Origin of the sequence: Allobosea eneae (genome assembly GCF_042657265.1) — a bacterium.
In the GTDB taxonomy this organism is placed as follows: domain Bacteria; phylum Pseudomonadota; class Alphaproteobacteria; order Rhizobiales; family Beijerinckiaceae; genus Allobosea; species Allobosea eneae.
Genome location: NZ_JBHSLW010000104.1, coordinates 1 through 15,230, shown reverse-complemented (window position 1 = coordinate 15,230; position 15,230 = coordinate 1). Strand labels below are relative to the sequence as shown.

Here is a 15,230-nt window from a genome sequence, read left to right as displayed (position 1 = left end):
CGGCGTCTGGGAGCTAGGTTCTGCGATCAGGCGTGGCGGCGCGATCCCGCGGAGTCTCGCGGCTTACCGAAAAGTCTCAAAATCGAGGAAATCCAGGACAGTGCAGAACTACGCCGGGATTACGCCCCTGGCGGGCGAGCGCGATCAGCGGCCGAGTCGAGCGACCTTGCGAAACTCGCTCGGGGCGACGCTGCAATGGTCGCGGAAGAAGCGTGTGAAGTGCGCTGGGGCACTGAAGCCGAGCCGGTCTCCGATTGTCGAGAAGGTCTCGTCGCCCTCGACGATTGCTCCGACAGCCAGCTCGACCTTGAGCACGTTCAGGAAGACATGCGGCGTCACGCCAACCGAATCCTCGAAGACGCGGAAGAAATGCGCTCGCGAAAGGCCGGCTTCCCTAGCAAGCTTGTCGATGCTGAGCGAGGCTGCAGGGTTGGATCGCATCAGCGAGATGGCCCGGCCGACACGCCAGTCGACCGCGTTGGAGCGGGCGATCTCGCGCAGCGAAGCGCCAATCGAGCGCCAGGGCGTGAAGCGCTCGATCACGGCGATCATCAGTTCCGAGAGCAGATGCTCCTGCCGCCGCGACGCGCCGGGTTCGTGCACCATCTCGGCGGCAAGATCGAGCGCGGTCTGGCGAATATGGGCCGTGACTTCCCCGGCAGAGTGCTCGAAGAAGCCGGGCGCACCGCTGGCGGCCCAGTTCGGCCGGAAGCTGCGAAGCCAGTCCGGCTCGATATAGAGCGCCAGGATCAGAGCGTTCTTGCGCCTGGGGTCATGGATATAGGCGTGCGGCTCCCAGGCGTTGACCAGCACCGCGAGATCCCCTGTCAGCGGGGCGACATGGTCGCCAACGAGAAACTGGGTGTCGTCGCCATCCACCTTGAGCAGGACATGGCAATGGGGATGCGCGTGCCGGACCAGGCTCCGGTCCATGTCCAGCAGCGCCACCCGTCCGAAAGCTCCATGCGCGATGCGCAAGGCATCCGACATGCCGTTTCCTCGCCAAGCCTGATTTCCAGGTCGTTCTCCGTCAGGCGATAGTGTAGTGGCCAGCTCGCCACCCCCGCAAGGGCCTGTCGGTTGCAGGCATGCGGGGGTTCAGGTCTACTCGGCGCGCCCGCTGCGCCAATCCGTCCCGGCCTGCAGACGCCCCGGCTCCACCGTATCCTCGCCCGGCACGCGGATGCGCTTGAAACGCATCTCCGGTGCGTCGAGCGGCGCGGTAGCGTCCAGTCCCATCTTGGCCCCGACACCGTCGCGCGTCGACGGGTCGAGCTTCGAGCCCTGGCTGCCGGCGACCACCACGAGATCGCGATCGGCCTGGAAGCGCGTCGCCACCGCCCATTCGACCTCGGTGGGGTCATGCACATCAACATCCTCGTCGACGACGACGACGTGCTTGACGTCGTAGTGCGCGGAGAGCGCGCCAAGGATGACGTTCTTGGCCTCGCCCTCCGAACGCTTCTTCATCTGGACGTAGAGGTGATAGCGGCAGACGCCGCCGCGCGCGAGATGGACGTCGCCGACGCTGGGAAAGCTGCGCTGGAGATGGTCGAGGATGGTCGCCTCGCGCGGGATGCCGCCGAGCAGCAGGTGCTCGAGGCCGCCACCGACGATGGTATGGAAAAGCGGGTTGCGGCGATGAGTGACGGCGTCGACCTGGATGACGTGGCGCTCGCCGCGTTCGCCGTAATATTGCGGAAACTCGCCGAACGGCCCCTCCGGTTCGCGCTTGCGGGCGAGCAGCCTGCCCTCGATCACGATCTCGGCCTGCGCGGGCACGCGGACCTCGCTGGTGATGCATTTCACCACGTCGAGCGGCTGGCCATGCAGCGCGCCCGCGATCTCCAACTCGTCCTGATCGAGCGGCGCGATTGCCTGCGAAGCGAGCAGTGTCAGCGGATCGACCCCGACCACGATCGCGATGGGCAGGTCCTGCTCCTCGTCCTCCGCCATCTGCTGATAGGCGAGCGTATGGCGCGGAAGCAGCAGGGCGCCGAGCCTGTCCGGGCAGGAGACCTGCAGCCGGTGGATCGCGACATTCTGTATGCCGGTCTTCGGGTTGCGGCTGATCAACAGACCGGCGGTGATATAGGCGCCGCTGTCGAACTCGTTATGCGTCGGCGAAGGCAGCAGCGTCATCAGGTCGACTTCGCGATGCACGACCTCCTGGGCGGGCGCGGCGCTGGTCTCGCGCCAGGGAACGGGGTTGCGCGCAGCCTCCTGGAAGCGCTTCAGCACCTGCGACGGTTCGACGCCCATGGCCTCGGCCATCCAGCCGCGATCCGAAACGAGGCCGGAAATCACGCTGACCGGGTGGCCGTCGGGCGCCGGAAAGACCGTCGCCTTCTCGCCGTCCAGCCGCTTCGAGACAGCCGCCAGTTCGAAGCGCAGGCCGATGCCGGGCCGCATCACCGCGAGACGCCCCGTGGCGGACAATCGGTCAAGCCAGTCGCGCAGGCTGGTGACGGGACCATTGGCGGCGAAACCCGGTCCCGAGAGACGAGCCGGGTCATCGGCAAGTCCGGCTTCGGCGGCAAGGTGGGGCATGGCTCGGCTCGCATCTGGATTGACGGCGCTTGGCCGAAGGTCGGCTTCGCAGGAGTGCGACGCCACGTCTGATGCTAGGCCGCGCGCTGGCGCGCACCCAAATAGTATGTGATGATCAAGGTTATCAGCATCAGTTATCGTGATAGGCCTTGGAGGATCCCGGGGGACATGGACCTTCGCCAACTCAACTATTTCCTCAGTCTCTGCGAGGAGGGTTCGACGACGCGCGCCGCGCGCCGCATGAACGTCGTCCAGCCGGCGCTTTCGATGCAGATCGCCAAGCTGGAGGACGAGCTTGGGCAGAAGCTGTTCGAACGTTCTTCCCAAGGGATGACGCCGACGCCGGCCGGCCAGCTCGCCTATAGGCTGTTCTCGCCGCTGCTGCGGGACCTCTCGGACGCCAAGCAGCAGGTTGTCAGCCGCTCGGGCGAGATCAGCGGCCGCATCGCGGTCGGGCTCGTCGCCTCAGTGACGACGAGCGTGCTGGCGCGCGCGCTTGCCATCTTTGCGCGTCAGTATCCGGAGGTCGAGGTCTCGGCCTGCGACGGCTATTCGAGCGCGCATCTCGATCAGGTTCGTTCCGGAATGCTCGACTTCGCCATCGTCAACAAGACGAGACGGCGGCTCGATCTGCCTTTCATGGACGTCCTCCACGAGGAGATGGTACTCGTGACCAAGGCCGCGAACGGCCGTGGACTGCCCTCGCCCATACTGTTCCGCGACCTTGTCGGGTTGCCGTTGGTGCTGCCCTCCAAGAATAACGGGCTGCGTACGATCATCGATGACATCGCCGAGGACGAGGACGTCGCGATCTCGATCCGGCTCGAGGTCGATGCCGTCGCAGCGATCGAGGAGTTGGTGCGGCAGTCCGACTGGGTCACCGTGCTGCCGGCGATTGCGGTTCATCGCGGGCTGGCGGATGGCAGCCTGCGGGCGCACCGCATCGTGGCGCCGCGCGTGACCCGCCAGCTGATCTGCGTGCATAACCCGCGCAGGCCGCTCTCGGAGGCCGCGCGCCTGTTCATCGACACGCTCGGCAGTGAACTCGCCGATGCCGCCAACGTGCTGCATAGCCAGGAGAACAGCTGATAGCGTCCATCATTCATCATTATTATCTCTGATAGTCAGAAGCCCGATATTCTGACGCGAAAGGGCCACGCCGGCCCGACGCGCAACATGTCGGATCAGAGACACATGCAGGTAGAGACCGAAACGCACTGGATCGCCGGGCGCTGGACCCCATCCCATGACGGCGCGCTGGCCGACAGCATCGACCCCGCGACGGGCGCGACGGTCGGACGCTTCGCCGATGGCGGGCGCAATGAGGCGCGGGAAGCGATCGCGGCGGCCAGACACGCCTTCAGCGAACCGGCCTGGTCGCAGAATCCACGCCTGCGCCAGGAAGTCCTGCTCGCCTGGTCTACCCGGCTCGAAGCAAGGCGCGAGGATTTCGCCATGCTGATGACGCTCGAGAACGGCAAGGCGATCTCTCAGTCGCGCGCGGAGATCGGCGGCGCGATCTCCGAGATCCGATATTACGCGGGGCTCGCGCGCCATATCCCGGGACATGTGCTGGAGGTCGAGCCCGGCGTGTTCTCGACGATGCTTCGTGAGCCCGCCGGCGTTGCCGCCATCATCGTGCCCTGGAACGCGCCTGCGGTCCTGCTGGTGCGCGCGCTTGCGCCGGCGCTCGCGGCCGGCTGCACCGCTATCGTCAAGCCGGCACCGCAGACGACGCTGTTCACCGCCGCGTTCCTGCAGGAACTGGCGCAATGTGGGCTGCCGGCCGGGGCCTGCAACATGGTCGGCGAAACGGGCCACGCCGCAGCGCAGGAACTGACGCTTTCGGCCGATGTAGAGGTGCTGAGCTTCACCGGCTCGACGCAGACCGGCAGGGCGATCATGGCGGCCGCGGCGCCGACCATGAAAAAGCTCTCGCTCGAACTCGGCGGCAAATCCTGCTGCGTCGTCTTCGAGGATGTCGATGTTGCGCGCATCGCGCCGCAGCTCGCGGCTGCCGCGACCATCATTTCGGGCCAGCAATGCACGGCGGCGCGGCGGATCCTCGTCCAGGCCTCGCGCTACGACGAGATGAAGGTGGCGCTGGCGGGTGCGCTGTCGGCGCTCAGGGTCGGGCCCGGCCTCGATCCGACAACCCATCTCGGGCCGCTGATCGACCATGCCACGCGTGACCGCATCCACGCGCGCATCGAGGAGGCCTTTGATCTCGCCGACGAGGTCGTCCTGCGCGGGTCGGCGCCCAATGGCGCGCTGTCCGGCGGCGCCTTCCTGACTCCTTCGATCGTTGCCCATGCCGACACTAGGGCGTTCTTCACGCAGGAGGAGATTTTCGGTCCATTCGTCGTGCTCGAGCGGTTCGAGAGCGAGGCGGAGGCCGTCGCGAGGACCAACGACACCGTCTTCGGACTTTCGGCCAGCGTCTGGACGCATGATGTCGGCCGGGCCATGCGTATCGCGCGGGCGCTGCGGAACGGCACGGTCTGGATCAACGACCACAACAGGCTGTTCGCGGAGGCCGAGACCGGCGGCTATCGCCAGAGTGGGCTTGGTCGCCTGCACGGCTTCGACGGCCTCGCCGATTTCACCGAGATGAAGCACATCTATCTCAATGCCGGCGTAGTGCCGGCCTCGGCGCGCGCATGACCGGCGGCCGGCCACGGTTGATCGTCGGCATTTCCGGCGCGTCTGGGGTCGTCTACGGCATCCGCGCGCTCCAGTTGCTGCGCGAGGCCGGGATCGAGACGCATCTGGTGATGTCGCGCTCGGCAGAAATCACGCTCGCGCACGAGACCGACCTCAAGGTCGCCGAGGTGCGGGCGCTGGCTGACGTGACCCACTCGCAGGCGGATATCGGAGCGGCGGTCTCGTCGGGCTCGTTCAAAACGCTCGGCATGCTGGTCGCGCCATGCTCGATCCGCTCGATGTCGGAAATCGCGACCGGCGTGACCTCCGGCCTGCTCAGCCGGGCTGCCGATGTCGTGTTGAAGGAGCGCCGCCGGCTCGTGCTGATGGTGCGTGAAACGCCGCTCCACACCGGCCATCTGCGCGCGATGACGCAACTCTCCGAGATGGGCGCGATCATTGCCCCGCCCGTGCCGGCCTTCTACGCAAGACCACGAAGCATCGACGATCTGGTCGACCATACGGTCGGCCGCATGCTCGACCTCTTCGGCATAGAGACCGGTACGGTCAAGCGCTGGGGCGAGAGCGTCGGGCCGCGGCCACGCCACGGCGCGGCCGCGGCCGCCCCCGTGACGTGAACGCCGAGGTGGCCTGCTGGCGCCTCATCGGCGCCGTCTATGCGCGGCCGGGTGTCCAGCAATCCTGCCTGCTCCTGCAGGAGCGGGTGCAGGCCGACATCGTCGTGCTGCTGTTCGGCGGCTGGCTGGCGCGATGTGGCATCGCGCTGTCGCAGGACGCGGCGCATGAGGCAACCGCGCTCGTCGGCCCCTGGCGCGAGGCAGTGGTTCGGCCGCTGCGCGCGATCCGCGTGACGATGAAGTCATCGCCGCTGATGGGGCGGCCGGAGGCAGCGGCCCTGCGCGAGCGCATCAAGGCCGACGAACTCGCCGCCGAGCGCATCGAGCTCGGCCTGCTGGTCGGCTGGGCTGCCTCGCGCTGGCCGCAGACAGGCGCGCCTGCCGCCGATCTCGTTGCAACCAACCTGCCTCTGTGCCTGCCTGCCGCGCCGGACGCCGCGGCGGGCGCGGCTCTCCAGCAGATCATGGATGCATGCCGCGAAGCAATCATTGAATACGATAGCGGCATCAACACTCATTATTTGCCTTGATACCCTGAGCCTCGTTTACTCGGCGCAATAACGCGGAAAGCCGCGATATTCTGGAGGGGACGGACATGATCAGGACAGTTTTGCTTACCACGGCCGCGCTCGTCGGCCTCGTCGCTAGCGGCGCCGTGGCCCAGGCCAAGATCGGCTCCTGCGACGAGCCGATCCTGCTCGGCACCACCATCTCGGAGACCGGTCCGTTCTCGACGCTGACCGACAACTGGAAGGCGATGACCGAGGCCTTCTTCGACGAGATCAACAAGATGGGCGGGATCGACGTCTCGTCCTGCGGCAAGAAGCTGCCGGTCAGGATCGTCATCTACGACGACCAGTCCAACCCCTCGACCGCCGTCTCGCTGTTCGAGAAGATGGCCTCGGTCGACAATGTCGATTTCTTCGTCGGTCCCGACTGGACCTCGCTCGGCCTGCCCGTGCCGACTGTCGCCGAACGCCACCAGATTCCGATCGTGATGGCGAATGTGGCGACGCCCTCGGCCTATTCGCGCGGCCTGAAATACATGTGGGGCACGCCCTATCCCGTGGTGCCTTTGTGGTCGCAGCGCTATTTCGAGATGCTGACCAAGGTCCAGCCGCAGCCCAAGACGATCTTCTTCGTCACCCATGACAACCCGGTGATGAAGGGCATCACCGAGTTCTGGGCGCCCAAGGCCGAAGCGCAAGGCATCAAGGTGATCGGCAAGGAGACCTTCCCGGCCGACGCCAAGGACTTCTCCGCGATCATCCTGAAGATCAGGGCCGCCCGGCCCGACATCGTCTATATCTCGTCCTTCGACAACGTTTCCGGCCCGCTGGTGCAGCAGATGCGCCAGCAGCGCATCAAGGCGATGGATGTCCACCACACCATGCTGACCGGCGCGCTCGCCCGCCAGACCGGCAAGGACATCGAGGGCATGACCGGCGAACTGGCCTGGTATCCGGCGGTCGGCGGCAAGCACAGCGAACTGGTCACGCGGGTGCTACAGCGTTCCAAGGTCGACATGTTCGAGTCGATCTTCACCATGGGCCGGATCAGCGCCTATCTGACGATGGTTCAGGCGATCGAGAAGGCAGGCGCGGTCGATCGGGAAAAGGTTCGCGCGGCGCTGACCAAGGGCACGTTCGAGGCGCCGCCCGGGCCGATCGTCTTTGACGAGAAGGGCTTCGCCACCACCAACGGCGCCTTCACGATCCAGATCCAGGGCGGCAAGGTCGCAGTCGTGTGGCCGCCGGAGGCCGGCAAGATCGCCTGGCCCTCGCCGAGCTGGCAGTAGGCAGCGGCTGACGGAGCGCGGCGATGCCGATCGACATTCTCGCCCAGATCGCCATTGGCGGCATCCTCATCGGAGGGCTTTATGCACTCTTCGCCTTCGGCCTTTCGCTGATCTACGGCGTCGCACGCATCCTGAATTTCTCGCATGGCACGCTGCTGGCGATCGCCGGCGTGCTGGCCAGCATCCTCTACACCGCGCTCGGCTCCAATCCGATCGCTCTGGTCGCCATCATCATTGGACTGGCGGCCGGGTTCTTCCTGTTCGGCTGGGGCTTCCACGACGTGTTGCTCGCGCCTCTGAAGCGCCGCAACCATTTCGAGGCCTCGGTCGGCACGGTGCTGACCACGGTCGGAGCGCTGATCATCATCGGCGACGTCGCGGCGACGTTGGCCGGCCCGCGCCCGCGCAATATTCCCCTGCGCTCGGACGTGATCGAGATCGGCAACGTTCTTATCCCGGTCTCGCAGGCCTGGATGCTGGCCGGCATCACGGTGCTGACGATCGTGCTGCAACTGGTGCTGAGCCGGTCCTGGTATGGCCGCGCCGTGCGCGCGGTAACGCAGGATCATGTCGGCGCGACGATCTGCGGCGTGCGCCCGCGCGCCATCCACGGCATCACCTTCGGGCTGGGCGCCGCATTGGCGGCCATCGCCGGCGTGCTCTACGCGATGGTCTTCCCGGTCGATCCCTATGCCGGCTTCAACCTGACGGTGAAGGCCTTCACGATCATCGTGCTGGGCGGCGTCGGCAATCTCGTCGGGGCGCTCGCGGCCGGGCTGTTCCTCGGCATGGCGGAAGCCTTCACCGCCTTCTTCTGGGCGCCTGAATGGGCGCCGGCGCTATCGATCACGCTGCTGCTCGTCATCCTCGTCGCCTTCCCGCAAGGCTTCGGTTCGGTACGGAGGGCGTGATGACGCGTCACGACGTCTCTCTCGCCACGACGGCGCTGGCCGCGGATGCGCGCGCCGCGACGCCCGCCCGGTCCCTCCTGCCCTGGCTGGGCGGCGCAGTCCTGATCGGGCTCCTGCTGCTGGTTCCGAAGCTCGGCGTGCCCTATGCGACCAGCCTCGTCTTCACGCTCCTCGTCTCCTTCATCCTGGCGCAGAGCTGGGACTGGATCGGCGGGCTCGCCGGCTACGTCAATCTCGGGCATTTCGCCTGGTATGGCGTCGGGGCCTATGCCTTCGCGATCAGCCTCAACGCCGGGGTTCCGGTGCCGCTCTGCTTCGTCGTCGCGATGGCGGTGGTCGCGCTGGCCGCGGCGATCTTGTCGTTCCCGCTGTTTCGACTCAAGGGCGACTATTTCGCCTTCGCGACGCTCGCCATCCTGCCATTGGCCGAACTGCTCGCCTTCAACCTCTCGAAACTGACCGGCGGCGCGGATGGCATCGTGCTGCCGCCAGACTACGTGCTGCTGCAGGCCTTTTACACCGCGCTCGGCTTAGCCATCGCGACCTTCGCGCTCACCATCGCGCTGTCGCGCTCGCGCTTCGGCTATGCGCTGAAGAGCATCCGTAACGACGAGCAGGCGGCCGAGGTGGTTGGCATCCGCATCTTTCCGGCCAAGCTCGGCGTGATGGTGCTATCGGGCGCCATCGCCGCTCTGGGCGGAGCCGTCCATGCCTGGCAGCTCAGCTATATCGACCCGCCTACCGTGTTTGGCCTCAGCGTCGCGCTCGTACCCGTCGCCATGGCGCTGTTCGGCGGCTCGGGCCTGCTTTGGGGGCCGATGATCGGCGTCGCTTTGCTGTTCACCGTGCAGCAGTTCCTGCTCGTCAACATGAGCATCCTGCACGCGACGGTCTATGGGCTCATCATCCTGCTGATCGGGCGCTTCATGCCCGGCGGCCTGCTGCGCTCGCGGCTCACGAAGGCGATCCCCGCCTTGCGCTTCCTGTCGCGCGAGCAGCATCTCGCGCCGACCGGGGCGGCTGTGGCGGCCGGCAATGAGCGCCTGCCGATGCCGATCCGCGTGCCCGATCCCAGTTGCGAGTTGCTGGTCTGCCGCAAGCTGACTAAGGCCTTCGGCGGCAACATCGCCGTCAACGCGGTCGATATCGTCGTCCGGCAGGGCGAGGTCGTTGGGCTCGTCGGCGCCAACGGCTCCGGCAAGACGACGCTCTTCAACTGCATCTCCAAGGTCTACGAGCCGACAGGCGAGTTGATCGTCGACGGTCGGAATCTCGCCGGCCTCAGACGCGACGAGGTCGCGGCGGTGGGCGTCGGACGCTCCTTCCAGAACCCGCGTCCCTTCGGCGACCTGACGGTGGCGGAAAACATCGCGATCGCCGCGACCTTCCGCCGGAACGGTCCCGCCCTGCCCGACGCTCTCGCGGAGGCCACCGCATATGCCGCCTTCGTCGGCCTCGGCGACCGCCTCGGCGAGCGCGCCGACAGCCTCAGCCTGCAAGAAAAGAAGAGCTTGGAGCTGGCGCGCGCGCTGGCGCTGCACCCCAAACTGCTGCTCGTCGACGAGGTCGCATCGGGCCTGACGCCAGCCGAGATCAGGCGTTTCGTCGGCCATATTCGCGAGATCCGCGACGTCTACGGCATCACCGTGATCTGGGTCGAGCACATCTTCTCGGCGCTGGCGCAGGTGGTGGACCGACTGATCGTGCTCGAACAGGGCCAGGTCATCGCCGATGCGCCCCTGGCGGAAGCCGTGAAGGACGAGCGCGTGCTCGCCGCCTATCTCGGCCAGGCCGCGACAAAGGAGGGGCACTGATGCTGAACCTCGCCAATCTCGCCGTCGACCATGGCAAGCTACGCGCCCTGTGGGATGTCAGCCTCACCGTCCGGGCCGGCGAAAAAATCGGCCTGCTCGGCGCCAATGGAGCCGGCAAGAGCACGACGTTGGGCGCGATCATGGGTCTCTATCCGCCGCAATCGGGCGACATTGTCTTCGACGGCGCTTCGATCGCCGCCCGGCCGCCGGCGGACAACGTGGCGCGCGGCATCGCGCTCGTGCCGGAGGGCCGGCGACTCTTCGCCGAGATGAGCGTGCAGGAAAACCTCGAAATGGGGGCCTATCTGCGTGCGTCGCGGGCGAGCCTGAGCCAGACTCTGGACTATGTCTTCACTCTGTTTCCGATCCTGCGCGAGAAGGCCCGCCAGAACGCCGGCGAGCTCTCCGGCGGGCAGCAGCAGATGGTCGCGATCGGCCGTGCGCTGATGTCCAAGCCCAGACTGCTGCTGTTGGACGAACCCTTTCTCGGAGTCGCGCCGCTCGTCATCTACGATGTCATGGACGCGCTGAGGCGGGTGGCCGACACCGGCGTCACCATTCTTCTGGTCGAGCAGAATATCCATCGCGCGCTCGATTTCGTCGACCGCGCTTATGTGATCGAGAACGGCCGCAGCGCGCTGGACGGCACGCGCGAGAGCCTGCTCGGCGACCCCGAATTCGGCACGAAGTTCCTCGGGCTCGAATAGTTCGTTCGCCGGCTCATTATCAACTCCGGAGAGAATTTTCATGGCACGTCTGACAGGCAAGGTGGCGCTGGTCACCGGCGCGGCGCAAGGCATCGGAGCGGCCTATGCGATGGCGCTGGCCAAGGAAGGGGCGGCCGTCTGCGTCTCCGATATCCGCCTGCCCGAGGCGACGCGCGACGCGATCGTCGCGGCCGGCGGCCAAGCCCTCGCCGTCGCGGCCGACGTGACCTCGCCTGAATCGGTCGCGACCATGGTGGCGGAGGCGGTGCTGCGGTTCGGCTCGGCCGATATCCTCGTCAACAATGCCGGGCTGTTCGGCAACCTGACGCTGAAACCCTTCGACCAGATCGCCTCGTCGGAATGGGATGCGGTCATGGCCGTCAATGTCCGCGGCACGTTCGAATGCACCAGGGCGGTGGTTCCGCAGATGCGCAGCCAGGGCCACGGCAAGATCATCAACATCGCCTCGGGGACCGTCTTCAAGGGCTCGCCTATGATGCTGCACTACGTGACGTCGAAGGCGGCGATCGTCGGCTTTACCCGTGCACTCGCCCGCGAACTGGGCGGCGAAGGCATCCGCGTCAACTGCATCGCGCCGGGCCTGGTGATGAGCGACAATGTCAGGGTCAACCCCGCTTGGGCGGCCGATGTCGTCGCCAACAATGTCGCCAGCCGCGCGATCAAGCGCGAAGCGCAGCCCGACGACCTGATCGGCACGCTGATCTATCTCAGCGCCCCCGATAGCGACTTCCTCACCGGCCAGACCATCGTGGTCGATGGCGGCTCGGTGATGCACTGAACCGAGGAGGCAAGGCTCAGCCCGCCAGGGACGCCGTCACCCGGCGGTAATCGCTCGGCGTCAGCCCGGTATGCTGCTGGAAAAAGCGGCAGAAATTGCTGGCGGCGCTGAAGCCGAGATCGTCGGAAACCTGGCCGATCCCGGTAGCGGGGTCTCCCAGCGCGCAGACCGAGGCCTCGATGCGGATGGCGTTGCCGTAGACCGCCGGCGTCACGCCGGTGCAGTCACGGAACAGCGTGTTGAAGCGCGAGCGCGAGAGGCCCGCGAGACCTGCAAGCGCATCGTAGTCGTAAGGCTCGCCGAGGTGCTCGCGCATCGATCTCAACGCACGACGCACGCGATAGTCGGGCGCGCGCGCAGGCGGCGACGCCGGATTGGCGGCGCTCCGGCCGATCGTCCAGGTGAGTTGCAGGATCGCATCCTCGACGGCGCCGGCATCGTCGTGACCAGTCTCGATCATCTCGGTCAGCCGGTCGCGCCAGAGCGCGGCCTCGGCCGAGACCGCGATACCGGGCCTCGCGAAAAAGGCCGGCCGACCACAACTCGAGAACAGCCGGTCGGCCCGCGCCAGCCAGTCGGTCTCGAGATAGAGCGCGAGGAACACGCTGCGCTCGCGGTCGTCCCGATGAGCGTAATGATGCTCCTGCCAGGCGTTCACCAGGACGGCGGTGTCGGCCTTTAGCGGCAACCGGGCGCCATCGACGGTGAAATGTTGGTCGGGGCCGGCGACCTTGAAGACGGCATGGCAATGGGCGTGGGCATGGGTCGTCAGCGAGGTGTCCATGTCGAGCAGGGCGACACGGCCGAAACGTCCTGTGACGATGCCGAGCCCCCTGGTCATGGCCGGCCGGAAAAGCGTTCGCGATCCATGCGGCAGAGTAGGTTCGAGGCGCCCTGACGGCAAGTGTGGGACAAGGCCGTGCGGGGGCGCTCGGGGCTCCCGCGCCGCCGAAAATAGTTCCCGATGATAAATCGCGCTCCGCGCTGAGAGGGTGTTCCCGCGGCCGCCATGGTCGTGTCCTCATCCCAAGAAACGACGGAGGACACATCATGGAAGCGATCTTGCAGGATCCGAAGCGCGACCAGCGCGAGCGGGAGCGGCAGGCCAGGTTCAAGGTCAAGTTCGTCGAGGAGACGCCGCCCTGGTATCACGGTGCAATGCATCTCGGCTTCATGCTGGTCGTGACGCTCGGTACGATCTGGTACTGCGCGACGAAGCTCGCCAATCCCGGCTTCTGGGACTGGATGCTGGTGCCGGCGATCGCGCTGTTCGGCAACTGGGTCGAATGGGCCGCGCATCGCTACATCCTGCACCGGCCGGTGCCGGGGCTGGAGGCGGTCTACAAGCGCCACTGCACCGTCCACCACCAGTTCTTCACCCATCACGACTTAGGCTACGAGGGTCACAAGGAATGGCGGGCGCTGCTCTTTCCGCCGTTCGCGCCGATCGGCTTCATCCTGCTCTCGGTCCCGCCTGCCTTGCTCGCCGGCTGGCTGATTTCACCGAACGCAGGCTACCTCGTGGTCATCACGATGGCCGGCTACTACCTGCTCTATGAAGGCCTGCACACGCTCTCGCATCTCGACGACGAGCGCTATCCGTTCCTGAAATACATCCCGCTCGTCAACACGGTCCGCCGCATGCACTACGTCCATCATGTGCTCGGATTCATGCAGACTCGGAACTTCAACCTGACCTTCCCGATCTGCGACTGGCTCTTCGGCACCAGCGACCTCGACCGGGGTTTCCTCGGCACGCTGTTCAACGGAGCCACGCACAAGCACATGAAGAGGGACCTGCAGCCGGTCGATCCGGGCATCAAGATCGTTGGAATCGACGACGAGGCACCTACGAAAACGGTCATATCGTAAACGAAGGCCGCCTCTGCGGTCAGCTATGGAAATGCTGACCGCAGAGGCATTCTGCCCAGTCGAGAGCCCGGGATGGCGGCGGATCAGGGTCGAGCTTCGGCCCGCCAAGTAGCGACGCTGACGTCCTCCAGATGTAGGTAGGATTGGCTCGATCTGGTGATCGCGACAGGGTGCGTCATGTCGGCAAGAACGAGGGCGAACCCCAGACTGCACTGCAAAATAGCAACTTAAAAAATGAGCTAAGTAATGGCGCGCCATTCAGGATAAAACTGCGAACACTTATGTATTTGAAATATCGATATAATTTAAGCCGATCTTGTGTCCGTCGTCAGATGATTTGAGACTGTCTCGGCGTCTCAGGAACGGAGGCTCTGGCTCATCTGGGTTTGAGGTTATGCGGCCTGCAGCTGATGCTGCAAGCGTCTCTGTTGGATGGTCTGGCGCTTGATCCTTTCGCGTTCGGTGAGGATGGCCTGCCCGCGGCCGAAGTAGACATCGGCGGGCGTCAGGTTGCCGAGGCTCTCGTGGTAGCGGGCATGGTTGTAATGCTCGACGAAGGCCGCGACCTGCCGTTCGAGGTCACTGGGCAGATAGTAATTTTCGAGCAGGATGCGGTTCTTCAGGGTCTGGTGCCAGCGCTCGATCTTGCCCTGTGTCTGAGGGTGATAGGGCGCGCCGCGAATGCTGCATGCCCTTGCCGTCGAGCCAGGTTGCGAGGTCGGCCGAGATGTATGAGGCGCCGTTATCGCTCAAGAGCCTCGGCCGATGCGCGACCGTGATTTGGTTGAGCCCCGATGCCGCCAGAGCCAGATCGAGCGTGGCGGTGACGTCATCGGCCCGCATCGTGGCGCAGAGCTTCCAGGCGACGATGAAGCGGGAGAAGTCGTCGAGCACGGTCGAGAGATAATACCAGCCCCATCCGGTGATCTTCAGATAGGTGAAGTCGGTCTGCCAGAGCTGGTTGGGCGCCGTCGTCTTGTCCTTGAACTCGGACGCCGCCGTGATGACGATGTAGGCCGGGCTGGTGATCAGATCATGCGCTTTCAGCAGCCGGTACACCGACGCCTCCGAGACGAAGTAGCTCTTCTCGTCGGTGAAGCGCACTGCCAGCTCGCGCGGGCTGAGTTCCGTCTCGCGCAGCGCCAGCTCGACGATCTCGGCCCGGATCGGGTCGGGAATCCGGTTCCAGACACGATCCGGCCGCGAGCGATGATCGGCCAGCGCCTCGATCCCGCCGGTGAGAAAGCGATCGTACCAGCGATAGAACGTGGCGCGCGGGATGCCGAGCTTGTCCAGGGTGCGCCGCGCCGGCAGATGCGATCCCTCGACCAGCCGGATGATCTCGGCCTTCTCGGATGCGGGGTATCTCATGTGTCGTCTTCCCCATCCGCGAGCATGCTTTATGGAATGGCTCGCCCCTTACCCTCGGCGCAAGATTGCGTCGGCCGCAAATGGCACGGAGGTGAGCCGATGAATGAGATCAGGGTTCTGGGAATCG

The 15,230-nt window shown here is 65.7% G+C and carries 13 protein-coding genes and 1 pseudogene; 10 read left to right on the top strand and 4 right to left on the bottom strand.

Annotated features, from left to right (window positions below; translation table 11 throughout):
- Positions 1 to 144: 144 nt before the first annotated feature.
- Complete coding sequence (locus ACFPOB_RS29775; RefSeq protein WP_377801787.1) at positions 145 to 990, bottom strand: helix-turn-helix domain-containing protein; 846 nt, start codon at positions 988 to 990, stop codon at positions 145 to 147.
- Positions 991 to 1,104: 114 nt separating this feature from the next.
- Complete coding sequence (locus tag ACFPOB_RS29770) at positions 1,105 to 2,550, bottom strand: UbiD family decarboxylase (RefSeq protein ID WP_377801786.1); 1,446 nt, start codon at positions 2,548 to 2,550, stop codon at positions 1,105 to 1,107.
- 168 nt (positions 2,551 to 2,718) lie between these two features.
- Here ACFPOB_RS29770 and ACFPOB_RS29765 point away from each other — a divergent pair, with 168 nt between their 5' ends.
- The 9 genes from ACFPOB_RS29765 (at position 2,719) to ACFPOB_RS29725 (ending at position 11,860) form a co-directional block, all read left to right on the top strand.
- The gene (locus ACFPOB_RS29765) at positions 2,719 to 3,639 is read left to right on the top strand and encodes a LysR family transcriptional regulator (RefSeq protein ID WP_377801785.1); all 921 of its coding nucleotides are present in this window, start codon (positions 2,719 to 2,721) and stop codon (positions 3,637 to 3,639) included.
- A 105-nt stretch (positions 3,640 to 3,744) separates the two neighbouring features.
- Entirely contained in the window at positions 3,745 to 5,214 is a 1,470-nt protein-coding gene (locus tag ACFPOB_RS29760) for an aldehyde dehydrogenase family protein (protein ID WP_377801784.1), read from the top strand.
- Complete coding sequence (locus tag ACFPOB_RS29755) at positions 5,211 to 5,831, top strand: UbiX family flavin prenyltransferase (protein WP_069053838.1); 621 nt, start codon at positions 5,211 to 5,213, stop codon at positions 5,829 to 5,831. Before ACFPOB_RS29760 ends, ACFPOB_RS29755 begins: the two co-directional genes overlap by 4 nt.
- 8 nt (positions 5,832 to 5,839) lie before the next feature.
- Positions 5,840 to 6,361 (top strand): TIGR02444 family protein, encoded by a 522-nt coding sequence (locus ACFPOB_RS29750; protein WP_069053839.1) that lies wholly within the window; start codon positions 5,840 to 5,842, stop codon positions 6,359 to 6,361.
- Positions 6,362 to 6,426: 65 nt separating this feature from the next.
- A complete protein-coding gene (locus tag ACFPOB_RS29745; protein WP_083247496.1) occupies positions 6,427 to 7,629 on the top strand; it encodes an amino acid ABC transporter substrate-binding protein in 1,203 nt (400 codons plus the stop codon).
- A 23-nt stretch (positions 7,630 to 7,652) separates the two neighbouring features.
- Positions 7,653 to 8,540 carry a branched-chain amino acid ABC transporter permease gene (locus ACFPOB_RS29740; protein WP_069053841.1) on the top strand — a complete coding sequence of 296 codons (888 nt, stop codon included), beginning with the start codon at positions 7,653 to 7,655 and terminating at the stop codon, positions 8,538 to 8,540.
- A complete protein-coding gene (locus tag ACFPOB_RS29735; protein ID WP_377801783.1) occupies positions 8,540 to 10,354 on the top strand; it encodes a branched-chain amino acid ABC transporter ATP-binding protein/permease in 1,815 nt (604 codons plus the stop codon). The genes ACFPOB_RS29740 and ACFPOB_RS29735 overlap by 1 nt, the downstream gene beginning before the upstream one ends.
- A complete protein-coding gene (locus ACFPOB_RS29730; RefSeq protein WP_377801782.1) occupies positions 10,354 to 11,061 on the top strand; it encodes an ABC transporter ATP-binding protein in 708 nt (235 codons plus the stop codon). The genes ACFPOB_RS29735 and ACFPOB_RS29730 overlap by 1 nt, the downstream gene beginning before the upstream one ends.
- 40 nt (positions 11,062 to 11,101) lie before the next feature.
- Positions 11,102 to 11,860, top strand: coding sequence for an SDR family NAD(P)-dependent oxidoreductase (locus tag ACFPOB_RS29725; RefSeq protein WP_377801781.1), 759 nt, complete (start codon positions 11,102 to 11,104; stop codon positions 11,858 to 11,860).
- 16 nt (positions 11,861 to 11,876) lie between these two features.
- On the opposite strand, the gene ACFPOB_RS29720 is transcribed toward ACFPOB_RS29725, so the two are convergent.
- Positions 11,877 to 12,701 (bottom strand): AraC family transcriptional regulator, encoded by an 825-nt coding sequence (locus ACFPOB_RS29720; RefSeq protein WP_377801780.1) that lies wholly within the window; start codon positions 12,699 to 12,701, stop codon positions 11,877 to 11,879.
- A 209-nt stretch (positions 12,702 to 12,910) separates the two neighbouring features.
- Here ACFPOB_RS29720 and ACFPOB_RS29715 point away from each other — a divergent pair, with 209 nt between their 5' ends.
- Positions 12,911 to 13,732, top strand: a complete 822-nt coding sequence (locus tag ACFPOB_RS29715) for a sterol desaturase family protein (protein WP_377801779.1) — start codon at positions 12,911 to 12,913, stop codon at positions 13,730 to 13,732.
- A gap of 392 nt (positions 13,733 to 14,124) precedes the next feature.
- Here ACFPOB_RS29715 and ACFPOB_RS29710 read toward each other — a convergent pair.
- Positions 14,125 to 15,133: pseudogene (locus ACFPOB_RS29710) on the bottom strand (IS3 family transposase); the annotation flags it as partial.
- Positions 15,134 to 15,230: the final 97 nt, after the last annotated feature.